The 24,506-nt window shown below is 70.6% G+C and carries 21 protein-coding genes; 12 read left to right on the top strand and 9 right to left on the bottom strand.

What is annotated here, in order from left to right; translation table 11 throughout:
- The first annotated feature begins 115 nt into the window (after positions 1-115).
- Both ACZ4EG_RS27775 and ACZ4EG_RS27770 read left to right on the top strand, forming a co-directional pair.
- A complete protein-coding gene (locus tag ACZ4EG_RS27775; protein WP_467792520.1) occupies positions 116-2,527 on the top strand; it encodes a glycoside hydrolase family 65 protein in 2,412 nt (803 codons plus the stop codon).
- A gap of 84 nt (positions 2,528-2,611) precedes the next feature.
- Positions 2,612-3,514, top strand: a complete 903-nt coding sequence (locus ACZ4EG_RS27770) for a universal stress protein (protein WP_467792608.1) — start codon at positions 2,612-2,614, stop codon at positions 3,512-3,514.
- A gap of 92 nt (positions 3,515-3,606) precedes the next feature.
- On the opposite strand, the gene ACZ4EG_RS27765 is transcribed toward ACZ4EG_RS27770, so the two are convergent.
- Positions 3,607-3,873: a DUF1876 domain-containing protein gene (locus ACZ4EG_RS27765; RefSeq protein WP_316764463.1), complete on the bottom strand. Its 267-nt coding sequence runs from the start codon at positions 3,871-3,873 to the stop codon at positions 3,607-3,609.
- Between the two features lie 30 nt (positions 3,874-3,903).
- Entirely contained in the window at positions 3,904-5,058 is a 1,155-nt protein-coding gene (locus ACZ4EG_RS27760; protein WP_467792519.1) for a CapA family protein, read from the bottom strand.
- 37 nt (positions 5,059-5,095) lie between these two features.
- Between ACZ4EG_RS27760 and polX the strand changes: the two genes are divergently transcribed.
- A complete protein-coding gene (polX, locus tag ACZ4EG_RS27755) occupies positions 5,096-6,895 on the top strand; it encodes a DNA polymerase/3'-5' exonuclease PolX (RefSeq protein ID WP_467792518.1) in 1,800 nt (599 codons plus the stop codon).
- Here polX and ACZ4EG_RS27750 read toward each other — a convergent pair.
- The 3 genes from ACZ4EG_RS27750 to ACZ4EG_RS27740 all read right to left on the bottom strand — a co-directional run bounded on the left by ACZ4EG_RS27750 (position 6,839) and on the right by ACZ4EG_RS27740 (position 11,457).
- Complete coding sequence (locus tag ACZ4EG_RS27750) at positions 6,839-7,639, bottom strand: SCO2400 family protein (RefSeq protein ID WP_467792517.1); 801 nt, start codon at positions 7,637-7,639, stop codon at positions 6,839-6,841. The genes polX and ACZ4EG_RS27750 overlap by 57 nt on opposite strands.
- 203 nt (positions 7,640-7,842) lie before the next feature.
- Positions 7,843-10,041 carry an RICIN domain-containing protein gene (locus ACZ4EG_RS27745; RefSeq protein ID WP_467792516.1) on the bottom strand — a complete coding sequence of 733 codons (2,199 nt, stop codon included), beginning with the start codon at positions 10,039-10,041 and terminating at the stop codon, positions 7,843-7,845.
- Positions 10,042-10,086: 45 nt separating this feature from the next.
- On the bottom strand, positions 10,087-11,457 hold the full coding sequence (locus ACZ4EG_RS27740; protein WP_467792515.1) for a lectin: 1,371 nt from the start codon (positions 11,455-11,457) through the stop codon (positions 10,087-10,089).
- A gap of 222 nt (positions 11,458-11,679) precedes the next feature.
- Here ACZ4EG_RS27740 and ACZ4EG_RS27735 point away from each other — a divergent pair, with 222 nt between their 5' ends.
- Positions 11,680-12,210, top strand: coding sequence for an MOSC domain-containing protein (locus ACZ4EG_RS27735; RefSeq protein ID WP_467792607.1), 531 nt, complete (start codon positions 11,680-11,682; stop codon positions 12,208-12,210).
- Between the two features lie 46 nt (positions 12,211-12,256).
- Here the strand turns inward: ACZ4EG_RS27735 and ACZ4EG_RS27730 are convergent, their stop codons facing one another.
- Positions 12,257-12,604 carry a DUF1330 domain-containing protein gene (locus ACZ4EG_RS27730; RefSeq protein WP_467792514.1) on the bottom strand — a complete coding sequence of 116 codons (348 nt, stop codon included), beginning with the start codon at positions 12,602-12,604 and terminating at the stop codon, positions 12,257-12,259.
- Positions 12,605-12,736: 132 nt separating this feature from the next.
- Complete coding sequence (locus tag ACZ4EG_RS27725; RefSeq protein ID WP_467792606.1) at positions 12,737-13,489, bottom strand: class I SAM-dependent methyltransferase; 753 nt, start codon at positions 13,487-13,489, stop codon at positions 12,737-12,739.
- Positions 13,490-13,689: 200 nt separating this feature from the next.
- On the opposite strand from ACZ4EG_RS27725, the gene ACZ4EG_RS27720 reads away from it, so the two are divergent.
- From ACZ4EG_RS27720 to ACZ4EG_RS27700, 5 genes are all read left to right on the top strand, one after another.
- Complete coding sequence (locus ACZ4EG_RS27720) at positions 13,690-14,775, top strand: S-(hydroxymethyl)mycothiol dehydrogenase (protein WP_453555736.1); 1,086 nt, start codon at positions 13,690-13,692, stop codon at positions 14,773-14,775.
- Entirely contained in the window at positions 14,775-15,407 is a 633-nt protein-coding gene (locus tag ACZ4EG_RS27715; protein WP_453555734.1) for an MBL fold metallo-hydrolase, read from the top strand. The genes ACZ4EG_RS27720 and ACZ4EG_RS27715 overlap by 1 nt, the downstream gene beginning before the upstream one ends.
- Before the next feature lie 194 nt (positions 15,408-15,601).
- Positions 15,602-15,964, top strand: coding sequence for a bifunctional 3-phenylpropionate/cinnamic acid dioxygenase ferredoxin subunit (locus ACZ4EG_RS27710; RefSeq protein WP_453555733.1), 363 nt, complete (start codon positions 15,602-15,604; stop codon positions 15,962-15,964).
- On the top strand, positions 15,961-17,124 hold the full coding sequence (locus ACZ4EG_RS27705) for an NAD(P)/FAD-dependent oxidoreductase (protein ID WP_467792513.1): 1,164 nt from the start codon (positions 15,961-15,963) through the stop codon (positions 17,122-17,124). Before ACZ4EG_RS27710 ends, ACZ4EG_RS27705 begins: the two co-directional genes overlap by 4 nt.
- 91 nt (positions 17,125-17,215) lie before the next feature.
- On the top strand, positions 17,216-18,349 hold the full coding sequence (locus ACZ4EG_RS27700) for an aromatic ring-hydroxylating oxygenase subunit alpha (RefSeq protein WP_453555729.1): 1,134 nt from the start codon (positions 17,216-17,218) through the stop codon (positions 18,347-18,349).
- 61 nt (positions 18,350-18,410) lie between these two features.
- Here ACZ4EG_RS27700 and ACZ4EG_RS27695 read toward each other — a convergent pair whose 3' ends face one another.
- Entirely contained in the window at positions 18,411-19,208 is a 798-nt protein-coding gene (locus ACZ4EG_RS27695) for an IclR family transcriptional regulator (RefSeq protein WP_453555727.1), read from the bottom strand.
- A gap of 155 nt (positions 19,209-19,363) precedes the next feature.
- Between ACZ4EG_RS27695 and betA the strand changes: the two genes are divergently transcribed.
- Together betA and ACZ4EG_RS27685 are read left to right on the top strand one after the other, a co-directional pair.
- Complete coding sequence (betA, locus tag ACZ4EG_RS27690) at positions 19,364-21,034, top strand: choline dehydrogenase (RefSeq protein WP_467792512.1); 1,671 nt, start codon at positions 19,364-19,366, stop codon at positions 21,032-21,034.
- A 3-nt stretch (positions 21,035-21,037) separates the two neighbouring features.
- Positions 21,038-21,871, top strand: coding sequence for a methylenetetrahydrofolate reductase (locus ACZ4EG_RS27685; protein WP_467792511.1), 834 nt, complete (start codon positions 21,038-21,040; stop codon positions 21,869-21,871).
- An 81-nt stretch (positions 21,872-21,952) separates the two neighbouring features.
- On the opposite strand, the gene purU is transcribed toward ACZ4EG_RS27685, so the two are convergent.
- The gene (purU, locus tag ACZ4EG_RS27680) at positions 21,953-22,825 is read right to left on the bottom strand and encodes a formyltetrahydrofolate deformylase (protein ID WP_363295663.1); all 873 of its coding nucleotides are present in this window, start codon (positions 22,823-22,825) and stop codon (positions 21,953-21,955) included.
- A gap of 208 nt (positions 22,826-23,033) precedes the next feature.
- Between purU and ACZ4EG_RS27675 the strand changes: the two genes are divergently transcribed.
- The gene (locus tag ACZ4EG_RS27675) at positions 23,034-24,503 is read left to right on the top strand and encodes an aldehyde dehydrogenase family protein (RefSeq protein WP_467792510.1); all 1,470 of its coding nucleotides are present in this window, start codon (positions 23,034-23,036) and stop codon (positions 24,501-24,503) included.
- The last annotated feature ends 3 nt before the right edge of the window (positions 24,504-24,506 follow it).

Here is a 24,506-nt window from a genome sequence, read left to right as displayed (position 1 = left end):
GTCCCATGACAGGTGCCAACCGGACGCTTTGCGGGCGCGGAATTCCCGCCGCGCGCCGTCGCGCCGACACCGTCGTACCCGACCTCGCACGACAAGCCGAAGGGGGGCCGCCGGCGTGACGGGCTGGACGTGGGAGTACGACGGCTACGAGCCCGCGGACGAGCGTCTCAGGGAGTCGCTGTGCGCACTGGGCAACGGCTATGTCGCCACGCGCGGGGCGCTGCCCGAGTGCGCCGCGGACGGCGTGCACTATCCGGGCACCTATGTGGCCGGCTGCTACAACCGGCTCACCTCGGACGTGGCCGGACGCCGCGTCGAGAACGAGGACATGGTCAACCTCCCGAACTGGCTGCCGCTGCGCTTCCGCCCCACCGGGCCACAGTGGCCCACCGGAGCGGACTGGCTGACGCCGGACACCGCCGAGGTCCTCGACCACCGGATGGTCCTCCACCTGGACTCGGGCCTGCTGGAACGCCTGACCCGCTACGGGCTCGGCGACGGGCAGGCCCTGCGCGTGCGCCAGCTGCGCATCGTCCACATGGCCGACCCGCACCTGGCGGTCCTGCGCACCGAGTTCACCGCCGAGGGCCTCACCGGCGAGCTGGAGGTCGAGGCCGCGCTGGACGGCGGCGTCACCAACGCCGGGGTGGCGCGCTACCGTGACCTGGACGGCCGTCATCTCACCCATGTGGACACGGGCACGGCCGCGCCCGACACGGTCTGGCTGCGCTGCCGTACCCGCACCTCGGACATCCGGATCGGTATGGCGGCCCGTCTCACCGCCTTCGCACCGGTGTCGGACCGGCACGAACCCCCGCGTGCCGTCCAGCGGCTGACCCTGCCGCTCACCGCGGGCCGCACCGTCACCGTCGACAAGACCGTCGCCCTCCACACCTCGCGCGACCCGGCGATCAGCGACCCGCTGCGCGCCGCCGTCGACCGGGTGGGCGCCGCGCCCGGATTCGACGAGTTGCTCGAGTCCCATCTGAGGGCCTGGGACCAGCTGTGGCGCAGAGCCGAACTCGACGTCCCCGAAGAGGCCGGACGCATCCTGCGGCTGCACCTCTTCCATGTGCTCCAGACCCTCTCCCCGCACACGGCCGACCTGGATGTCGGGGTACCGGCCCGGGGGCTCAACGGCGAGGCCTACCGCGGCCATGTCTTCTGGGACGAGCTGTTTGTCCTGCCCTACCTCAACCTGCACTTCCCCGAGGTCTCCCGCGCCCTGCTCCGCTACCGCCACCGCCGCCTGGACCAGGCCTGCTCCGCGGCCCGCGCCCTGGGCCGGCGAGGCGCAATGTACCCGTGGCAGAGCGGCAGCGACGGGCGTGAGGAGTCACAGGCGCTGCATCTCAACCCCCGCTCGGGGCGCTGGCTGCCGGACCACTCCAGGCTCCAGCGGCACGTCGGCTCGGCGGTGGCGTACAACGTCTGGCAGTACTGCGAGGCCAGCGGCGACGCCGAGTTCCGGCACACCAAGGGCGCCGAGATGCTGCTGCAGATCGCCCGCTTCTGGGCCGACTCGGCCATCTACGACGACCGTCTCGGCCGGCACCGCATCCGGGGCGTGATGGGCCCCGACGAGTACCACGACGCCTACCCCGACCGGCCCGAGCCCGGGCTCGACGACAATACGTACACCAACGTGACCGCCGCCTGGGTGCTCGCCCGCACCCTGGAACTGCTGCGCACCCTGCCCGAGCCGCGCCGCCTCGAACTCGTCGAGCGCACCGGCCTCGACCGTGCCGAGCTCCAGCAGTGGGAAGACGTGTCCCGCACCCTTCACGTGCCCTTCCACGAAGGCGTCATCAGCCAGTTCGACGGCTACGGCGATCTCGCCGAACTCGACTGGGACGGGTACCGCAAGCGCTATGGCGACATCCGGCGCCTGGACCGGATCCTGGAGGCGGAGGGCGACACGGTCAACCGCTACCGGGCGTCCAAACAGGCCGACGTACTGATGCTCGGCTACCTCTTCTCACCGGCCGAACTCCGGTTGCTCTTCGACCGGTTGGGTTACCGGCTGAACGAGGAGACCTGGCAGCGCACCGTCGACCACTACCTCTGCCGCACCAGCCATGGCTCGACCCTCAGCGGTCTGGTGCACGGCTGGGTCCTGGCGCGTGCCCGACGGGCCGAGGCCTGGGCGTACTGCCAGGAGGCCCTGCGCGGCGACATCGCCGATCTGCAGGGCGGCACCACCGGTGAGGGCATCCACCTGGGCGCCATGGCGGGCACCCTCGACCTGGTCCAGCGCGGGCTGACGGGCATCGAGACCCGCGACGGGGCGCTGTGGCTCGACCCCGTGCCGCTGCCCGAGCTGTCGTCGTACGGTTTCGTCCTGCGCTTCCACGGGCACTGGGGCGTACGACTGCGGCTGGAGCGCGGCCAGTTGGAGGTCACCGTGCCGTCGTCCGACCGCGCCCCGATCGACCTCCGGCTGCCCGGCCGCTCGGTCCGGTTGCAGCCGGGGGAGACATGCTGGCTGCCAACGGAGCCCGGACGTGGGCCGGTTGGTCCCCGGTGAGGCCCTGACAGCCCCTCCCGGTCCGGCGCCGGACGCAGGACGCTGGCATCGGGAAGCAGGCCCAACACACCTGGAGGTGGCATGATGCTTCCGCCCGTCGTCGTCGGAGTGGACGGATCCGCCGAGAGCCTTGCCGCCGCGGAATGGGCGGCCCGTGAGGCCGCACGCCGCGAGCGGCCACTGCGTCTGATCCATGCCTGGAACCCGCCGCCGAGCGCGATGGAGGACGGCACGGCCGCGGCCGGCCGCCGCTACCTCGCCCAGCGCACACTGCGTCAGGCGGAGGAAGGGGTGCGCGCCGCGTGTCCCGAGGTCCGGCTGCACGACGAACTGGTCGAGGGCCCCGCGGTCGAGGTGCTGCGGGAGGCGGCCGAGGGGGCCGAACTGCTGGTGCTGGGATCGCGGGGACTGAGCGGCTTCACCGGGTTCCTGGTGGGTTCGGTCGCCCTCGGCGTGGTGGCGCGGGCGACCAGGCCGGTGGTTCTGGTGCGGGCCGGTGAGGAGACCGCGGACGAGCATCTGCCCGCCCCCGACGGCAGCGCCTCGACCACGACCGGATACCGGGACGTGGTGCTGGGCGTCGACCTGAGCGAGCCGTGCGACGAGGTCATCGAGTTCGCCTTCGAGGCGGCCCGGCTGCGGCGGGCCCGGCTGCGGGCGGTGCACGCCTGGCAGCCGCCGGGGCCGCTGGGCCTGGGCGAGGGGGACATCGGCCTGATCGACGATCCCCGGCGGGCCGAGGAGTGGCTCGGCTTCCTCAAGGCGGTGCTGCAGGTGTGGCGCGACAAGTATCCCGAGGTGGAGGTCCTGGAGACGGTGGTCGAGGACAAGCCCGCCAACGCACTCCTGCGCGCGGCGACCGGGGCGAGCCTCCTGGTCGTGGGACACCACCTCACCCAGCGGCGGATCGGCCCGCGCACCGGGCCCACCACCCACTCCGCCATCCACCACATCTACTGCCCCGTGGCCGTGGTGCCCCACGCGTGACGGCCGCCGGGCTCTCATCCGCGGCGGCCGGTCGCGGATCCCGTACGGCCGACAGCGCCGGGCGGGACCCCGCGACGGGACCGAGTGCCCGCTCACGCCTCGACGGGACCGGCCAGCTGGACGATGTCGTCGGCGGCCACGTCGTGCAGCCGGATGGCGAGGTCCTCCAGCGCGCGGCTGGCGGCCAGTTCGTCCCCTATCTCCGGCACCGGCCGGTCGACCGGATTCCGCCGCGCCACACCCCGGCCGGTGACGGTCGACGTGTCGCGGGTGGTCAGCACGGCACGCGCCTGGGTGTCGTCGCCTTCCTCGGTGATGTAGATCTGCACGGTCCACTGCTTCGCTTCCACCGTGATCACCTCCGTGCGCTGATCCCCCCGTCGTTGCCCCTACTCTTCAGGCTGCGCCCCGCCGGGCCGCCGGTCCAGAGCGGACCGGCCCGGGAGTTCCAGCGTCAGCGCCCCGTCGGCCGCCACGGCGATGGACACACCCCTGCTGACCCGCTCCAGCGTCTCGCGCAGCCAGTCGCGATCCTCGGCGCAAGCGGGCTCCAGCCGCATCCGACGGGCCCGCAGCGGCACCATACGCAGTCCGGTGAGGCGTCCGGTGGCCGCCTCGACCGAGACCAGGAACGCCAGCCGGAGGTCGTCGCGGTACGCCTCGTACCCCGTGATGCCTTCGTAGTCGTCGACGAAGTCGCCGCAGCCGTGCAGCACGAGCCGGTCGTGGTACACCTCGACGGGACGCGGATGGTGCGAGGAGTGACCGTGGATCACGTCCACACCGCCGTCGACCAGGGCATGCGCGAACCGGACCTGCCGCTCGGGGACGCGGTAGCCCCAGTTGGAGCCCCAGTGCACGGAGACGACGACGATGTCCCCCGGGCGCCTGACCCGGCGTACCCGCTCCACGACCCCGTCGGCCTCGGCCCGGGTGAGCGCGGGGACGAACGCGACGCCCGGCCGGTCCGGGCCCGCCGCCCAGTCGGACGGGATGCCGCTGCACGACGCCCCGAGCGCGAACACCAGCACGCGCCCGCCGCGGCCCACCGGGACCGCCACGGGAGCGCGCGCCTCCTGCGCGTTCCGCCCGGCGCCCGCCGTACGCAGCCCCGCGCGGGACAGGGTGTCCAGGGTCTCGGTCAGCCCCGCCCGCCCGAAGTCCAGCACGTGGTTGTTGGCCAGGACACAGACATCGGGCCGGGCCACCAGCAGCGCGGGGATGTTCGCCGGGCTCATGCGGTAGTGGACCCCCTTGCCCGGAGCGAACGCGTCGCTGCGGGTGACGGACGTCTCCAGGTTGACGATCCGGACGTCCGGGGACTCCTCCTCCAGCACCCCGAGCGCCTCGCCCCACGGCCAGGCGGGGATGACGGGGGCGGGGATCGGGCCGTTCACGGCCTCCGCGCTCCGGACATAGCCGAGGGCGTCGCCGACGTATCCCTCCTGCAGGGCCGGATCGCCCGGGTGCGGGAGTATCTGGTCCACTCCGCGCCCCAGCATCACGTCGCCGCACAGGAACAGCGTCACCGTGCCGCCGTTCATGTCTCCACGGTAGGACGACCGTGCCTACCCTGGAGGAGTGGCCCGGTCCAATGACGAGGTCGCCGCGCTGCTCCAGGAGTACGCCGACCTGATCTCGATCACCGGAGGAGACGCGTTCAAGGCACGCGTCTACGAGAAGGCTGCCCGCGCGATCGGCGGCCACCACGCCGACGTCCGTGACCTAGACGTCAAGGGCCTGCGGGAGATCCCCGGCGTCGGCAAGTCGATCGCCGAGAAGGTCGTCGAGTACTTCCGCACCGGCAGCATCTCCGCCGTGGAAGAGCTACGCGCGCGGATCCCGGCCGGAGTGCGGCAGTTGACCGCCATTCCCACCCTCGGACCGAAAAAGGCGTTCCTGCTCTACGAGGAGCTGGGCATCTCGTCGGTCGACGAGCTCACCGAGGCCATCCACGCCGAGCGGCTGCGCGATCTCAAGGGCTTCGGACCGCGAACGGAGGAGAACATCCTCCACGGCATAGAACTGCTGCACTCCACCGGGGACCGTGTCCTGCTCGACGTCGCCACGGACCTCGCCGAGGAGATCACCGGCGCGCTGTCCGAGGTGACCGGCTGCCGGCGCTGCGCCTACGCCGGCTCACTGCGTCGCGTCCGCGAGACCATCGGCGACATCGACATCCTCGCCACGGCCGAGGACTCGGCGCCGCTCATGCGGGCGTTCACCGAGCTGCCGTACGTCACCGAGATCATCGCGCACGGCGGGACCAAGACGTCCATCCGCACCACCAAGGGCCTCGCCGTCGATCTGCGCGTCGTCCCGCCGGACTCCTGGGGAGCCGCGCTGCAGTACTTCACCGGCTCCAAGGCGCACAACATCCGTACCCGGGAACTGGCCGTGCACCAGGGCCTGAAGCTCTCCGAGTACGGGCTCTTCGACGCCGAGAGCGGAGAGAGGATCGTCTCCGAGACGGAGGAGGACGTCTACGCCCGGCTCGGCCTGCCCTGGATCCCGCCGACACTGCGCGAGGACCGCGGGGAGATCGAGGCCGGGCTGCGCGGCGAACTGCCCGACCTGGTGAGCGAGGCGGACATCCGGGGCGACCTGCACACGCACACCGACCTCACCGACGGTCTCGCCCCGCTGGAGGAGATGGTCGCGGCGGCCGCCGAGCGCGGCTACGCCTACTACGCGATCACCGATCACGGACCGAACCTGTACATGCAGCGCATGACCGACGAGCGGATGCTGGCGCAGCGCGAGCGCGTACGGGAGCTCGACGGTTACGGCGCGCGGGGGCGACGGGGCGGGATGTGGCTGCTGCACGGTGTGGAGCTGAACATCGACCCGGACGGCGAGGTGGACTGGCCGGACGAGTTCCTGGCCGGCTTCGATCTGTGCGTGGCCTCGGTGCACTCGCACTTCAACCAGGGCCGCGAGGCGATGACCCGCCGGATCGTACGGGCCTGTGAGAACCCGTACGTCAACATCATCGGCCACCCCACCACCCGTATCGTCGGCAAACGGCCAGGTGTCGACGCCGACCTCGACGAGATCTTCGCCGCCTGCGCGCGCACCGGCACCGCCCTGGAGATCAACGCCCACCCCCACCGGCTCGACCTGCGGGACGAGGACATCCTGCGGGCCCGGCGGTACGGGGTGAAGTTCGCCGTGGACAGCGACGCCCACGCTGCCCTCCACCTGGCGAACATGCGCTACGGCGTGGGCACGGCACAGCGCGGCTGGCTCACCAAGGACGACGTGATCAACACCTGGCCCCGGACACGGCTCAAGCGCTTCCTGAGCAAGAAGGAGGCGCCCAGTTCAGCCGATGCACACCACGAGGAGGCACAGCTCGGACGGCGAGGTCGCCGCCGGTGAGGGGCTTGTCTGCGAGGTGCCCGAGCCGCTGCCGCCGGTCTTCGTGGGTGCCGGCGTGGACGGCTGCTGAGCCGTCGTGCCGGTGTCGCCGGTGGTCGCGGTGCCGGTGGCCGGAGAGGCGGCCCGCGCCTTCGGGGCCGATGTAGTCGCCGGCCGGGGCGTGGTGGCGGCGTCCGGACGCGTGATCGTCGGCGAGGTGGGATCCGGTGCGGCGGCGGACTGCTGGTGCGGCGCGTTGGCGGTGAGCGGCTGTGCGGGGAGCGTGGGGTGCGCGGACCGATGCCTGCCGGGCGGCGGCGTCGACGCCGGGCGGGTCTGCTCCACAGTCGGTTCCTGGGCGGAACCGGTCGGGTTGTTCTCCGGTGCCGTGGCGGCCTGTGCCCGGTCGGCGGAGTGACGGTCCAGGGAGGCCACGGTCAGGCCGCCGCCCACGATCGCGACGGCCGTGGCGACGGCGGCGCGGCGCTTGTTCTTCTTCCACCGGGCCAGCTGGCGGCGCCGCGCGGCCCGGCCCTGCGGCGCGGGGGGTGCCGCCTCGGCCGCGATCTCGTCCGCAGGAGCCGCGACGGGTGCCGTGTCACCGGGGCCGAAGTCCGGCCGACCGTGGGCGGCGGCCGGGTTCTCCCACGACGGCACGGCGGGACGCAGAGCCGAGGGCGGGGCTATGTCCGGCGCATAGGCACCGCATCCGGGACACACCAGGGCGCCGTTGAGATGCCGACGACACGAGGAGCAGTAGTCCATCTGCGGTCTTCCTGGGTTGGCTGCGCCGTCGGCCCGCTCGGCCGCGACCTGGTCGTGTTCGCACGTGGGAATCGATCGATCAGCAACGCTAGCGAGGCTTTCGCGGGGCTGTGTGCAGTCTGTGTGACACTCCTGCGCAGATGTGACCCGGGGCGCGTGAGTGCCGTGTGGGGCCGGGACGTCCTGCCCCGGCCCCGTCCGGTCTACGGGTAGTTGGTCAGGTTGGCCACATTGGTCGTGGAGTTGGACGGACCTCCGGTGTTGTTCACGACGTGGGAGATGGTGCCCGTGCCGCCGAGCGAGACGGTGACCATGCTGGTGAAGCGGACGTTCGCGGTGTTCGGGGCCTCGATCGCGCGCGCGGCCGTCACACTCGGGTTGACGTTGAAGTAGCAGTAGCTGCCGAGGCCGTAGGCCTGGTGGCTGGTGACGGAGTCGGCGACCTTGTAGGCGGCGTAGCCCTGGGTGGAGCCGTTCATCCAGGCCGACTGGCCGGGCGGGTCGTACGGCATCTCGTTCTGGTAGAAGTACGTGCGGCCGCCGTTGCCGTTCCACACGGTCTGGTACTTCTGGAAGTGCTCGACGAACAGGCCGTACATCGTCACGTTGTCGCCGTTGACCACCAGTCCGGTGTCGGCGGTGTTGCTGGTCCAGCCGACGCCGCTGCCGTGGTCGGCGCGCCAGATCCACATGTGGTCGCCGATGACGTTGTCGCTGTTGACGACGAGGCTCGTGGTCGCCTTGCCGACGGCCGCGCCGCCGACGCGGAAGTACACGTCGTGCAGCGAGGTCGGGTCGGCCGCGTGGGAGGCGGACGAGCCGGTCGGGCCGACCTCGACGAGGGTCGAGGAGTTGGTCGTGCCCGCGTCGAACAGCAAGCCCGCGATCTTCACACCGTCGACGTCGGCGACCGTCATCGCGGTGACCCCGTTGTCGGGGACGAAGGTGGCGAGACCGAGGCCCAGGACGACGGTGTCGGGGCGGGTCACCTTCAGGGTCTGGTCCAGGTGGTAGACGCCCGGGGTGACCAGGAGGTTCTGGCCCGCCGCCAGGGCCGCGTTGATCTGTGCGGCGGTCGCGCCGGGCTTGACCACATAGAACTGACTCAGCGGCAGTGAGGTGCCGGAGGGGTTGCCGCCCGCCCAGCTGGTCGCCGTGGAGTTGGTGCGGACCGACGGTACGAACACCTGGTACGCGCCAGCGCCGTCGACGTACAGGAACGGCTTCTCACGGGTGACCGGGCTCTGGGCCACCGTCGTGTAGGGCGGCTTGGGGAAGCTGGTGGCAGGTACGCCCTGGCTGCCGACGAAGACCATGTTCCAGTTCGAGCCGGTCCAGCTGCCCAGCTGGGAGTTGCGCGTCAGCCACTGCTGCTGGGTGCCGGAGTCGACCTGGCCGTCGACCTTGCTGTCGGCGAGATAGCCGCCGCTGGACCAGCCGCCGTCGTCGAGGGCGAGGTTGCCCCGCAGATGCATACGGCGGTAGGCCGCCGCCTGGGAGACGGCCCAGCGGTCGCCGCCGCTCGCCGGGTTGACCGACAGGTTCTCCGCACCACGCCAGAAGTTCTGGGTGGCATTGCCCTGGAACCAGTCGGCCTCGGCATGCACCGCACCGTTGACCGACACCGCGTCGGGCGTCAGACCGAGCCCCAGGACCTGGGTGTAGAAACCGACGTTGACGTCGGCGCTGTAGGTGCCCGGCTTGAACATCACGGCGTAGCGCTGGGAGCCGAACTGGTTGGTCTCCTGCTGGCGGAAGATGGTGTCGAGCCTGCTCTGGATCGTCGACGACGACATCGACGGGTCGAAGACGACCACGTTCGGACCGAGGTCCGGGTCGCTCGGGGACTGGGTCACGGGGACCACCTGGAAGCGCTGCGCGGCGGTGCCGTTGCAGGTGTACTGCACCAGTTGCACACTGTCGGCGGTCGAGGCCGCGGGATCGTCGAGGCACTTGCCGCTGTTGCGGTTGACGAAGTGGTAGGCGCCGCCGCCCTCGTCCACGGGCAGCCACTGCTGGTTGGCCCCGCCGCCGTAACTCCACAGCTGGAGGGGCGCGTTGTCGGCGGTGGAGACGTCGGTGACGTCCACGACCTGGCTGGTGCTGTTGTGGTTGTTGATCCGGACGTAGCCGTCGCTCGTGGCGGTGAAACTCCACTGCTGGGCGCCCGAGTTGTTGCAGGCGTACTGCTGGACGACGGTGCCGTTCGCGGTGCCGGCGGCCTTGGCGTCGAGGCACTTGCCGCTCGCCGCGTTGATGACGGTGGCGAAGCCGGTGGGCAGCGCGGCGGCCGCCGCGTGCGAGGGCGCCGCCGTCAGCAGTGCCGCGGCTGCCGTGGCGGCCAGCGCGGCCGCGAGGAATCTGCGCCGGCGCGGGGAAGCGGGGGGCGGGAGGCGGAACACGGGTTCTCCTAGCCTGAAGGGATGGCCGGTGGGGGAGTCGGGGGATCAGCCGGTGTAGGCGGCGAAGACCCGTGTGTAGTCCCAGGCGGACTGGCCCACCCCGGAGCAGCTGTCGGCGGGGCCGCCGGTGCAGGGGCGGTCGCGGTTGGCGGACCAGAAGGTGAGCCGCGCCAGGTGGTGCTGCTGGGCGTAGGCGAGGATGGTCCGGAAGTCGTTGACCGTGACCGTCTCGTTCTGGTCGGTGATGCCGTTCATCGACGAGATGCCCATGTCCCGGTAGGCCTGGTCGTCGCTGTAGTGGTACGCGTTCTTCAGCGCGTTCTTGAGGCCCTCGGCGGCCTGCGTGGTGAGGTTGCCCATGTTCTGGCCGGCCCCGCCGAAGTCGAACGGCATGATGGCCCAGGCGTCGACGGTCAGACCGGCGGACGCGGCGCGGTTGATCAGGCTGGTGTCGGGCCCGCTCTGCCCGGTGCCGATGGTGATGTACACCTTCAGACCGGGGTTGTCGGCCTTCACGGTCTTGAGCGCGTCCACGGTGCGCTGCTGCACCGTCGGGTTGCTGTAGGCGTCGGCCTCCAGGTCGATGTCGATCGCCTTGAGACCGTAGGCGTTGACGACCTTCTGGTAGGCGGCGGCGAGTTCGCCCGCGCTGGAGCAGGAGCTCTCCAGCTTGTTGCCGCTGTAGCCGCCGAAGGACGGGATGACGTCACCGCCGTTCGCCCGCACGGTGTTGACGGTCTGCTGGTCGACCCCGCCGGTCAGCGGGCGGCTGCCGTCCCACTGGGGGTTGCAGTAGCCGTTGCTGAGGACGAAGGCGAGCGTGAACCACTTCACGCCGGTGGCGTTGGTGATGGTGGTGGGGCTCGGCGGGCTGCCCCAGCCGTTGTAGAGGTACGGCGCCACGGCCATCGGCGCGGACGGACCGGTCCCTCCCGCGGCGGGCGCGGTCCACTTCTGGTTGGCCGCGCCCGTACAGCTCCATATCTGGGCCCGCGCACCGTTGGCCGATGAGTTGTCGGTCACGTCCAGGCACTTGTCCGCCTGCGGGCTGACGATGTCGTGCGCCGCGGTGACCGTCCACTTCTGGTTCGGGCCGCCGGTGCAGGTCCACAGCTGGGCCTTGGCGCCGTTCGCGGTCGAATTGCCGGTGACGTCGAGGCACTTGCCGAGGGCGCGAAGGGTTCCGTCGGTGCCGACGGTCCACTGCTGGGCGGCGGTGCCGTTGCAGTCGTAGAGCTGGACGGCCGTGCCGTCGGCGGAGTTGGCCCCGGCGACGTCGAGGCACTTGCCCGCGAGACCGGTGATCGTGCCGGTGGCGGCCTGCGCCGGGGAGGCGGTGAGGAGGCCGGTGGAGAGGGTGAGCGCGGCTACGGCTAGGTATGCGGAGACAGCGGGGAGTGGAAGCGGTCTGGCCATGGCGGGGGACGGCCTTTCGTGGGGGTGGAGGCGCCAGGGGCCGCGTTCATCCTGTGAACGCAAGGCGCACTCGTGAGGCGGGGCTGACCGGTGAACCTAAAGGTCTGGACCACTTTCGTCAAGAGATGAAGTAAGAATTGAAAGAAGGGAGTTGGCCACGGGATGTGGTTAGGGTCTTGAAGGTCGACACTTCGAGGAGGGGGTCCGGAGTTGAACGGAATCGTGGCAGCGGTCAGCAGCAACGGTCAGTACTCGTTCACGAAGCCGAACCGCGCGAGCATCACCTTGCTCGCCGGGCTCGGTGTGGAGGGAGATGTGCACGCCGGGGTGACCGTCAAGCACCGCTCGCGCGTCGCGGTCGATCCCACGCAGCCGAATCTGCGCCAGGTCCACCTCATTCACGAGGAACTCTTCGACGAGGTGGGTGAGGCGGGTTTCCAGGTGGCGCCCGGTCAGCTGGGCGAGAACGTCACCACCCGTGGCATCGACCTGCTGAGCCTGCCCGTGGGCACCCTGCTGTGCATCGGCGAGGAGGCGGTGATCGAGGTGACCGGCCTGCGCAACCCGTGCGTACAGATCGACAACTTCCGCCAGGGGCTGCTGAAGCGGGTCGTCGGCCGCGACGACGCCGGCAACGTCGTGCGCAAGGCCGGAATCATGAGCATCGTGAAGCAGGGCGGTGTGGTGCGCCCGGGCGACACGATCGAGGCAAAACTGCCGGACGAACCGCATCGGCCGCTGGACCGCGTCTGAACTCACGGGAGCGGGGGCCGGGTCGGGCCCCCGGATGATCCCTCGGCTACTCGGCGGCCATCGCCTCGCGCATCGCCTTGGCGGTGGTTGCCGGGTCGTAGTCCTCCGGGACGCCCGGGACGAGGATGATGTCGCCCTCGATGTGGCGGGAGCGCAGCGGTGCGATCTCCTGGTACGCGGGTGAGGCCCACCACGCCCGCGCCTCGGCCATGCCGGGGAAGGCGATCACCACCACGTGCCCCGGCCAGCTGCCCTCCTTCACCTCGTGCTGTGTGGCGTGCACGAGGAAGCGGCCGCCGTACGGCTCGAAGGTCGCGGGGATCCGCTCGATGTACTCGGCGATCTCCGGGTGCGGGGTGGCTTCCTGGAGGTGGGCTATCGCGTAGGCGGGCATGGTGTCCTTCCGGTTGGTCGGTCGGGCTCCGTACACCGAAGATCGTGTCATGGCGTGGCCGCGTGGGCGATTACCCGGCAGGTAACCGCCATCGTCCCGGATCGACAGCGAGAGCGGTCATCGGATCGACCATCAGTCCGCGGCCGTGCAGGGCTGCGCGTCGCGGCGGAACAGTGCCGTCCAGAGGAAGGGCTCCCCGAAGCGGGGGGAGTCGGAGGGTTCGTCGCGCATGCGGCGCAGCTCGACAACCGTCAGGTCGGAGAAGATCCAGCGCAGGGACTCCGGTGTGTAGGCGAGGCCGCCCTGGAGGCTGGAGCGGTGGTACAGCTCGGTGTCGGACAGCTCGGACCCCATGGCACCGGCCGCGAAACAGGTGAGGGCGAACAGGCCGCCGGGTGCGAGGAGCCGGTCCAGGAGGGCGAGATAGCTGATGCGGCGGTGCGGCGGCAGGTGGTGGAAGCAGCCGGAGTCGTAGATCAGGTCGTACGGGCCGTCGAGCGCGGCCCCCGTCGAGGCGAAGGCGTCGCCGCAGTGGAAGCGGACGGCGGCACCCGTCTCGTGGGCACGGTCGCGGGCCCGGGCGAGGGCCGCCGGGGAGAGGTCGACCGCGTCCACCTCGAAGCCCAGCGAGGCGAGATGCAGCGCGTTACGGCCCGGGCCGCACCCCAGGTCCAGGGCGCGACCCGGGCCGATCAGGCCGCGGTCCAGGTACGAGACCAGATTCTCGTCCGGTTTCGTCGCGAAGAACGGCACCGGCTTGCTCCGGTCCGCATAGAAACGGTCCCACCAGGAGGCCCCCCGGGCGGTCCAGCGGTCGGCCTCCGACGCGAACAGGCCGTCCAGGAGCCTGAGTACGTCCTCCACGGTGCGGATGTCCCGGTCCATGCGATCCCCGTCCATTCGATCCCCTTCCCGATACCGGAATCGTAGGCACGGGGCGTTCCGGGCCTTGCCCGGGTTTCCGTTTGCGAGAGGCGCATCCCGATCCTTGACCGGGGCACGGTGCTCCACGATGCTGTGTTGCGACACGTGAGATGTGTGCCGTAATGAGCAACATCCCGACTCGTACCAGCCGAGGAGTGGCCATGACCCACCAGGTTCGTGCCGTTGTCGCGCGGGGCAAGGGCGCCCCTGTCAGCCTGGAGACGATCGTCGTGCCCGACCCCGGTCCCGGGGAGGCGCTGGTCAAGGTCGAGGCCTGCGGCGTCTGCCACACCGATCTGCACTACCGCGAGGGCGGCATCAACGACGACTTTCCCTTTCTTCTGGGGCACGAGGCGGCCGGCGTGGTGGAGTCGGTGGGCGAAGGGGTCACTGAGGTGGCGCCCGGGGACTTCGTGATCCTGAACTGGCGAGCGGTGTGCGGCCAGTGCCGGGCCTGTCTGCGCGGCCGGCCCTGGTACTGCTTCAACACGCACAACGCCGGGCAGAAGATGACCCTGACCGACGGCACGGAGCTCTCGCCCGCCCTGGGCATCGGGGCCTTCGCCGAGAAGACGCTGGTCGCGGCCGGGCAGTGCACCAAGGTGGACCGGGCGGCGTCCGCTGCCGTCGCCGGGCTCCTGGGGTGCGGGGTGATGGCGGGCATCGGCGCCGCGATCAACACCGGCAACGTCGGACGCGGTGACAGTGTTGCCGTCATCGGATGCGGAGGCGTCGGGGACGCCGCCATCGCCGGAGCGCGGCTCGCCGGGGCGGCAAGGATCATCGCCGTGGACATCGACGACCGCAAGCTGGAGACCGCCAGGAAGCTGGGCGCGACCCACACGGTCAACTCCAAGGACACCGATCCGGTCGAGGCCGTCCGTGAGCTGACCGGCGGCTTCGGCGCGGACGTGGTGATCGAGGCGGTGGGGCGGCCGGAGACGTACCGGCAGGCCTTCTACGCCCGCGATCTGGCCGGCACGGTCGTGCTCGTCGGCGTGCCCACCCCGGAGATGAAGCTGGAACTGCCGCTGCTGGACGTCTTCGGCCGGGGCGGGTCGCTGAAGTCGTCCTGGTACGGCGACTGCCTGCCCTCCCGCGACTTCCCGATGCTCATCGACCTGCATCTGCAGGGCCGCCTCGACCTCGACGCGTTCGTGACGGAGACCATCGCCCTGGACGAGGTCGAGAAGGCCTTCGAGCGCATGCACCACGGTGACGTCCTGCGCTCGGTGGTGGTCTTCTGATGGCCGCCGCGCGCATCGAACGCCTCGTCACCTCGGGGACGTTCGCCCTGGACGGCGGTACCTGGGACGTCGACAACAACGTGTGGATCGTGGGCGACGACAGCGAGGCGGTCGTCATCGACGCCGCCCATGACGCGGACGCCGTTGTCCAGGCCCTCGGCGGACGCGCCCTGCGCGCGATCCTGTGCACCCACGCCCACAACGACCACATCGACGCCGCACCCGAGCTGGCCGCCCGCACCGGCGCCCCGATCCTGCTGCACGCCGACGATCTGCCGCTGTGGAAGCAGACCCACCCCGAGCGGGCGCCGGACGGTGAACTGACCGACGGGCAGACCGTCACGGTCGCGGGGACGCTGCTGACCGTGCTGCACACCCCCGGTCACGCGCCGGGAGCCGTCTGTCTGTACGCGCCCGACCTCATGGCGCTCTTCAGCGGCGACACGCTCTTCGCGGGCGGGCCGGGGGCGACGGGACGGTCGTACAGCGACTTCCCCACCATCATCGAATCGATCAGGGAGCGCCTGCTCGCGCTGCCGCACGAGACCGTCGTCCATACGGGCCATGGGGACACCACCACCATCGGCGCCGAGGCGCCGCACCTCCAGGAGTGGATCGACCGCGGCTTCTGACCGCCGTCGCACCCCCTGTGCGGCGCCCGTTCCGCCTGCTCAGCCTTGTTGTCCGGGGTGCTTCGGCATGCCCGGAAACAGGCCCTCGCAACCGCCTCGAACCGGCCCCTGGACACCTTGACAAGGGTTCAGCGCGGCCCGCAGACTGGCGTTGCGCTAATCGCAATCCGTTTCGCTATACGCACCGAGGTGTCATGATGATTCCCGCGTGCCGACTCGCGGATCTGCCGCGAGGCGAGGCCCACCGGCTCGACATCGACCCGCCGGTCTCGGTGTTCCACACCGATGACGGCGAGCTCTTCGCCATCGACGACACCTGCACCCACCAGGACGCCTCGCTCGCCGACGGCTGGCTGGAGGGCTGCGAGGTGGAATGCCCGCTGCACGCCTCGAAGTTCGACCTGAGGACCGGTGCCGTCGATGCCCCGCCGGCCAAGCTCCCGGTCCGCACCCACGAGGTCGTCGTCGAGGACGGCATGATCCATGTGCGGGTGTCCACACAGGCTCCCAACCTGCCGCCCTGCGTCGCCTCCCGCCTGGCCGGAGGCCCCGCGTGAGGACCGTCGCCGTGGTGGGCGCCTCGCTGGCCGGTCTGTCGGCCGCGCGCTCGCTGCGGAAGCGGGGGTACGACGGACGGCTCGTCCTCATCGGCGACGAGCCGCACCGCCCGTACGACAGGCCGCCCCTGTCCAAGGAGTTCCTGACCGGCGCCATCGGCGAAGCGGATCTGGCGCTGGAGCGGGACGACGAGGACCTGGCGGCGGAGTGGGTGCTCGGTACCCGCGCCACCGGCCTCGACCGCACCGAGCGGGCGATCCGGCTCGCCGGCGGCAGCCAGATCCGGGCCGACGGCGTGGTCCTCGCGACCGGCGCCGCCGCGCGCACGCTCCCCGGTTCCGAAGGCCTCGCGGGCGTGCACGTCCTGCGCACCCTGGACGACGCCCGCGGCCTGCGCGACGAACTGGCCCGGGGCGGGCGCCTGGTGGTGATCGGCGGCGGCTTCATCGGCGCCGAGGTCGCCTCCACCGCGTACGCGCTCGGACTCGACGTCACGGTCGTCGAGGCGGCGCCGACACCGCTGGCGGGGCCGCTCGGCGAGGTCATGGGCGGCATCGTCTCCGCCCTCCATGCCGACCACGGCGTACGGCTGCTGTGCGGTGTCGGGGTCAAGGGCCTGAGCGGGGAGCGGCGCGTCGACGCCGTACTGCTGGAGGACGGCCGCAGCGTGCCCGCCGACACGGTCGTCGTCGGGGTGGGGGCGCGCCCCTGTGTCGACTGGCTGGAGGGATCCGGCGTCGAGCTCGACAACGGAGTGAAGTGCGGCGCCGACGGCCGCACCAGCCTGGCCGGTGTGGTCGCCGTGGGCGACTGCGCCAACTGGTACGACCCGTACACCGGCACCCACCGTCGCGTCGAGCACTGGACCGGCGCGCTGGAACGCCCCGATGCCGCCGTGGCCACGCTGCTCGCGTACGGCGCGACGGAACCGGGCGTGCCCCGGCCGCCGTACTTCTGGTCCGACCAGTACGGCGTGAAGATCCAGTTCGTCGGCCACGCCGCCGGGGCCGACAGCGTCACGGTCGAGGACGGCGCCACCGACGACCGCAGCTTCCTGGCCGTCTACCGGCGCGCCGGCCGGCCGGTCGCCGCACTCGGGATGAACCAGCCCCGGCTGTTCACCCGCTGGCGCAAGCAGCTCAGCGCCGCCGCGCCCTGACCACACACAACGCCCGATACCCAACGCCGTCCGAAGTCGCTCTTCCCGGCGGGTGAATGACCGATCCACGACGTTTCCCGAGGAGTGCAGCGTGACCTCGACAAACCTGCCGGACAGCCTGATCGCCACCCTCCCCGGCTCCTCCTACACCGATCCGGGCATCTTCGCCCAGGAGCAGGAGCGCATCTTCGAGACGATGTGGTTCTGCGTCGCCCGAGCCTCGGATCTGCCCAAGCCCGGCGCCTTCCGCACCGTCGACGTGGGCCGCGAGAGCATCCTCGTCACCCGGGCGCGCGACCACTCGATCCGCGCCTACTTCAATGTGTGCCGGCACCGCGGAGCCAAGCTCTGCACCGAGGAGACCGGCGAGGTCAGGCGCGCCTTCCAGTGCCCGTACCACGCCTGGACCTACGACCTCGACGGCAAGCTGGTCGCGGCGCCCAACCTCACCAAGATGCCCGACGTCGGCCGCACCGAGTACGGACTGGTGGGCGTGGCGGTGCGCGAATGGCTCGGCTACGTCTGGGTCTGTCTGGCGGAGAACCCGCCCTCCTTCGAGGAGGACGTCCTCGGCGAGGTCGTCACCCGCCTCGGGGACGTGGAGTCGATCGAGCACTACGACATCGACAACCTCGCGGTGGGCAAGCGGATCGTCTACGACGTCAGGGCGAACTGGAAGCTCATCATCGAGAACTTCATGGAGTGCTACCACTGCGCCACGATCCACCCCGAACTGACCGAGGTGCTCCCGGAGTTCGCCGACGGCTACGCCGCCCAGTACTACGTGGGCCACGGCGCCGAGTTCGGTGCGGAGGTCCAGGGCTTCACGGTCGACGGCTCCGAGGGCCTGGACCGCATCCCCGGCGTGTCCCAGAACCAGGACCGCCGCTACTACGCGATCACCGTCAAGCCGCAGGTCTTCATCAACCTAGTGCCCGACCATGTGATCTTCCACCGTATGTACCCGGTGGCCGTCGACCGCACGATCGTCGAGTGCGACTGGCTCTATCTGCCCGGGGTGGTGGAGAGCGGCAAGGACGTCAGCCGCTCGGTGGAGCTCTTCGACCGGGTCAACCGCCAGGACTTCGACGCCTGCGAGCGCACCCAGCCCGGCATGAGTTCACGGCTGTACGCCAAGGGCGGTGTCCTCGTGCCCAGCGAGCACCACATCGGCGCCTTCCACGACTGGGTGCACGAGCGCCTCGGCACGCACCGGCCGGAGTGACGCAAGGGCGTGGGCCCGCGGCCTGCGCTCCGGCCCCAGGTCCGGAGCAGGTGCGGGCCGCTCAGCCCAGGTAGCCCATCCGGTGGCTGATCTCCTCCGCGCCCTTGAGGAGCACCGGGGCCAGCTCGTGCATGCGCTGCTCGGTGAACCGGTATGCGGGCCCGGAGGCGCTGATCGCGGCGATCACCTCGCCGTCCCGGTCACGCACCGGTGCGGCCATGGCGTGGAGTCCGATCTCCAGCTCCTCCAGCGTGGCGGCGTAGCCCCGCTCGCGGGCCTCGGCGAGGTTCTTCTCCAGCTTCGTTTTGGCCGTCAGGGTGTGGGGGGTCATCTTCTTCAGGCCGGACTCCGACAGCAGCGCGGCGCGCTCCTGGGCCGGCAGATGGGCGAGCAGGATCTTGCCGCTGGACGTGGCGTGCAGCGGGGTCAGCTCGCCGACCCAGTTGTGCGCGGCGACGGCGGCCGGGCCGCGCACCTGGTAGAGGTTGATCGCGTAGTGCTCCTGCATCACGGCGATGTTCACCGTCTCGCCGATCTCCTCGGCGAGCCGCTCGCAGACGGGGCGGCCCTGCTGCGTGATGTCGAGGCGCCCCGTGACGGCACCGGCCAGGCGTACGATGCCGAAGCCGAGCCGGTACTTGCCACGCTCGCCCGCCTGCTCCACCAGCCCGCGCGCCTCCAGGGCGCCGAGCAGCCGGAACGCGGTGGACTTGTGAACATCGATCTCGGCGGCCACTTCACTGACGCCCGCCTCGCCGCGTTGGGCCAGGATCTCCAGGACGCTGATGGCACGGTCGACGGACTGCACCCCGCCGGCCGGCGCACCGTTTGTTTCGGTATCTGGACTGTAGTTGCTCATAGCGAAACTATACGCGCAGTAAACAACAGTCTTGCAAGTAACTGTGCGGAAACGCGGAGCCTGCAAGTTGCGTTGTTCGCAACCTGGTGCGTATAGCGACACCCGTATTAGCATGCCTCGCGTATTGACAGCGCGAGCGAGCGAGACGAGGCACCATGGCTCCCCTGCACTACGACTTCGTCATCGTCGGCGGTGGATCAGCCGGCAGCGCACTGGCCAACCGCCTCTCGGCCGACCCGGCGAACCGGGTGCTGGTCCTTGAGGCGGGGCGGCCGGACTACCCCTGGGACGTGTTCATCCACATGCCCGCGGCGCTGACCTATCCCATCGGCAGCCGTTTCTACGACTGGAAGTACGAGTCCGAGCCCGAACCCCACATGGGCGGCCGGCGCGTCTATCACGCCCGCGGCAAGGTGCTGGGCGGCTCCAGCAGCATCAACGGCATGATCTTCCAGCGCGGCAACCCCATGGACTACGAGCGCTGGGCCGCCGACCCCGGCATGGAGACCTGGGACTACGCCCACTGTCTGCCGTACTTCCGGCGCATGGAGAACTGTCTCGCGGCCGACCCCGACGACGAGTTCCGCGGTCACGACGGCCCTCTCGTCCTGGAGCGCGGCCCCGCCACCAGCCCCCTGTTCGGCGCGTTCCTCAAGGCCACCGAGGAGGCGGGCTACGCGCCCACGGACGACGTCAACGGCTATCGACAGGAAGGCTTTGCGAAGTTCGACCGGAATGTCCACCGCGGACGGCGTCTCTCGGCGTCCAAGGCGTACCTCAAGCCGGTCCGCAAGCGGCCCAACCTCACCGTGAAGACCCGCGCCTTCGTCAACCGGGTCCTCTTCGAGGGCAAGCGCGCCGTCGGCGTCGAGTACCGGCGCGGACGCGGCGCGCCGCAGCAGGTGCGGGCCCGTGAGGTCATCCTGTGCGGCGGCGCCATCAACTCCCCGCAGCTGCTCCAGCTCTCCGGCGTCGGCAACGCCTCCGAACTGGCCGCCCTCGGCATCGACGTCGTGCACGACCTGCCGGGCGTCGGCGAGAACCTCCAGGACCACCTGGAGGTGTACGTCCAGTACGGCTGCAAGCAGCCCGTCTCCATGCAGCCGTACATGGCGAAGTGGCGCGCCCCCTTCATCGGGCTCCAGTGGCTGTTCCGCAAGGGCCCGGCCGCCACCAACCACTTCGAGGCCGGTGGCTTCGCGCGCAGCAACGAGGACGTCGACTACCCCAACCTGATGTTCCACTTCCTGCCCGTCGCGGTCCGCTACGACGGCTCCTCGCCGGCCGGCGGCCATGGCTATCAGGTGCACGTCGGGCCCATGTACTCCGACGCCATCGGCTCCGTGAAGATCAAGAGCAAGGACCCGCGCGAGCACCCGGCGCTGCGCTTCAACTACCTCTCCACCGAGCAGGACCGCCGGGAGTGGGTCGAGGCGATCCGTGTGGCCCGCCGGATCCTCGACCAGCCCGCGCTCGCCCCGTACAACGACGGCGAGGTCTCGCCCGGTCCCTCGGTCGAGACGGACGAGGAGATCCTCGCCTGGGTCGCCAAGGAGGGCGAGACCGCCCTGCACCCCTCGTGCACCTGCAAGATGGGCACCGACGAGATGGCCGTGGTCGACCCGCTGAGCATGCGGGTGCACGGCCTCGACGGGCTGCGGGTCGTCGACGCCTCGGTCATGCCCTACGTCACCAACGGCAACATCTACGCGCCGGTGATGATGATTGCGGAGAAGGCGGCCGACCTCATCCTCGGCAAGGAGCCGGCGGCGCCCTCCAAGGCCGCCTACTACCGCCACCGCGACGCCCAGAAGCAGGCCGGGTAGGCCTTGGGTGCCGAGGCCCTGCGGACGCTGCTGGACCGCGTCCGCTACGAGGTGCTGCCGGCGAGGGCGACGGAGGAGAAGGTCCTCGCCCATGTCCCGCGCGACGTCGTCGTCACCGTCACGGCGTCACCGGTCAAGGGCCTGGAGCCGACGCTCGGCCTCACCGAGCGGCTCACGGCGCACGGCTACCGGGTCGTGCCGCATGTGCCCGCGCGGCTGCTGCGGGACGACACGCACGTCAAGGACACGGTCGAGCGGCTGCTCGCGGCGGGCGTCGACGACGTCTTCGTCCCCGCGGGCGACGCCGACCCGCCTGCCGGGCCGTACGACGGGGCGCTGCCCGCGCTGCGCAGACTGAGCGAACTGGGCAGCCCCTTCGCACGGCTGGGGATCACCGGATACCCGGAGAGCCATCCGCTCATCCACGACGACATCACCATCCAGGCGATGTGGGACAAGCGCGCGCACGCCACGTACATCGTCAGCAATCTGTGCTTCGATCCGCGCGTGCTGGGTGACTGGATCGCCCGGATACGGTGCCGTGGCGTCACGCTGCCTCTGTATGTGGGCGTCGCCGGGCCCGTGCAGCGCGCGAAGCTGCTGTCCATGGCGACGAAGATCGGGGTGGGGGAGTCCACACGCTTCCTGACCAGACACGCGTCGTGGTTCCTGCGGTTCGCGGCGCCCGGGGGTTATGTGCCCGAGCGGCTCCTGGAGCGCGGCGCGGACGCGCTGGCCGCGCCCTCGGCGGGCGTGGCGGGCCTTCACGTCTTCACGTTCAACCAGGTCGCGGAGACGGAGAGGTGGCGCCGGGCCCTGCTCGACCGGCTCGGCTGAGTGCCGGCACCTTTATACGAACGCCCGGGCGGGGCTGGAATCCGGTGATTCCAGCCCCGCCCGGTGCGCGCGCGCCGCCGCTCAGCGGAAGACCACCGTGCGGTTCCCGTCGACCATCACGCGGCTCTCCGTGTGCCACTTCACCGCGTGGGCCAGGACCTGTGCCTCCACGTCGCGGCCGACCGTGACCAGGTCGTCCGGGTCGAGGGAGTGGTCCACCCGGACGACGTCCTGCTCGATGATCTGGCCCTCGTCCAGCTCCGGAGTCACATAGTGCGCGGTCGCGCCGACCAGCTTCACCCCTCGCTCGTACGCCTGCTGGTAGGGCTTGGCGCCCTTGAAGCTCGGCAGGAAGGAGTGGTGGATGTTGATGGCGCGGCCCTCCAGCTCCTTGCACAGGTCGTCGGAGAGGACCTGCATGTAGCGGGCCAGCACCACGAGGTCGACGTTCAGCTCCCGCATCAGCTCCAGCAGGCGTGCCTCCGCCTCGGGCTTGGTCTCCCGGGTCACCGGGATGTGGTGGAAGGGGATGCCGTAGGTCTCTGCCAGGGACTCGAAGTCACGGTGGTTGGAGACGATCGCCGGGATCTCGATGTTGAGGGCGCCGGTGCGGCAGCGGAAGAGCAGGTCGTTCAGGCAGTGTCCGAACCGGGACACCATGATGAGCGTCCGCGTCGGCGTCGCGGCGTCCCGGAGGGTCCAGGAGATCCCGTAGGCCTCGGCGACGGGGCCGAATCGGTAACGCAACTGTTCCAGGCGGGTGTCCGGATCGGACACGTCGAAGTGGACCCTCATGAAGAAGCGGCCCTGGATCCGGTCGTCGAACTGCTGGCTCTCCAGGATGTTTCCCGAGTTCCTGACGAGGTAGCCGCTCACTGCGTGGACCAGTCCGGCCCGGTCGGGACAGGAGAGGGTGAGGACGTACTCACGGCCGGATTGCGGTCTAGGGGACATACGCAGGCCTCCGTTGATGCGTAATACACAACTGGGTGAGCGATACGCAACATAGTTCAGCCTGGGACTGTCGGCGGTCAAGAGAGGGACATTCGGCCCTTGCGAAAACGTCGGGACCCCTTGACGTATCTCTGTGCGTCGGTCAGGGTTCCCCCACAAGCAATTCGATGCACGATGCGCAACGAATTTCGGTCGAAGGGCTCCGCTCGTGGCAGACCTGTATGTGGACGGAGAATGGTGCGAAGCGGTGGCCGGAGGCCACCGGGAGATCCGCTGTCCGGCGGACGGCACGCTGGTGGCGACGGTGTCCGAAGCGACCCGCGCCGACACCGGGGCCGCGATCGCCGCGGCCCGCCGGGCCTTCGGCGAGGGCCCCTGGCCGCACACCCCCGAACGTGAGCGCGGCGCACTGCTGTTGCGCACCGCCGACCTCATCGAGCGCGACGCCAAGGAGTTCGCCCGCGCCGAGTCGCTCGACACCGGCAAGCGTCTGGTGGAGAGCGAGTACGACATCGCCGATGTCGTCTCCTGCTTCCGCTACTACGGCGGCATCGCCGGCACCAGCGCCGGCCGGGTGGTCGACACCGGCCGTGACGACGCCCTCAGCCGGGTCACCTACGAGCCCGTCGGCGTCTGCGGACTGATCACCCCGTGGAACTACCCGCTGCTGCAGGCCTCCTGGAAGGTCGCCCCCGCCCTCCTCGCGGGCAACACGATCGTGCTCAAGCCCAGCGAGCTGACGCCCTCCACCTCGATCCTGCTGATGCGGGCCCTGCACGAGGCCGGACTCCCGGCCGGCGCCGCCAATCTGGTGCTGGGCGCCGGAGCCGAGGCCGGCGCGCCGCTGGCCGAGGACCCGGCCGTGGACATGGTGTCGTTCACCGGAGGCCTCCAGACCGGACGGCACATCATGGCCACCGCCGCCGCGACGGTGAAGAAGGTCGCGCTGGAGCTCGGCGGCAAGAACCCGAACGTCGTCTTCGCCGACGCGGACGTCGAGACCGCCGTGGACTTCGCTCTCACCGCGGTCTTCCTGCACTCCGGGCAGGTCTGCTCGGCCGGCGCCCGGCTGATCGTCGAGGACAGCCTGCACGACGCCTTCGTCGACGAACTCGTACGCCGCGCCCGGCAGATCCGTCTCGGCGGGCCCTTCGACGCCGAGGCCGAGACGGGTGCGCTGATCTCCGCACAGCACCGGGACAAGGTCGAGGCGTACGTCGCGGCGGGCCTTGCCGAGGGCGCCGTACTGCGCTGCGGCGGCGAGCGCCCCGACGACCCCGCGCTGGCGAACGGCTTCTACTACCCGCCCACCGTCCTCGACGAGTGCCGGCAGGACATGAGCGTGGTGCACGAGGAGTCCTTCGGTCCCGTGCTCACCGTCGAGCGGTTCGGCGACGAGGACGACGCCGTCCGGATCGCCAACGACACGGAATACGGACTCGCCGGAGCCGTCTGGACGCAGGACGCGGGCAAGGCCCAGCGGGTCGCGCGCCGGCTGCGCCACGGCACGGTGTGGATCAACGACTACCACCCCTACGTGCCGCAGGCGGAATGGGGTGGGTTCGGACACTCGGGCGTGGGCCGGGAGCTGGGACCGACCGGTCTGGACGAATACCGAGAGCCCAAGCACGTCTGGCAGAACATCCAACCCCGGCCGCAGCACTGGTTCCGCGGCTGAACG

The organism is Streptomyces sp. NPDC025638 (assembly GCF_055558775.1).
The sequence above is the reverse complement of the archived record's forward strand: the minus strand, read 5'-3'. Positions and strand labels throughout refer to the sequence as shown.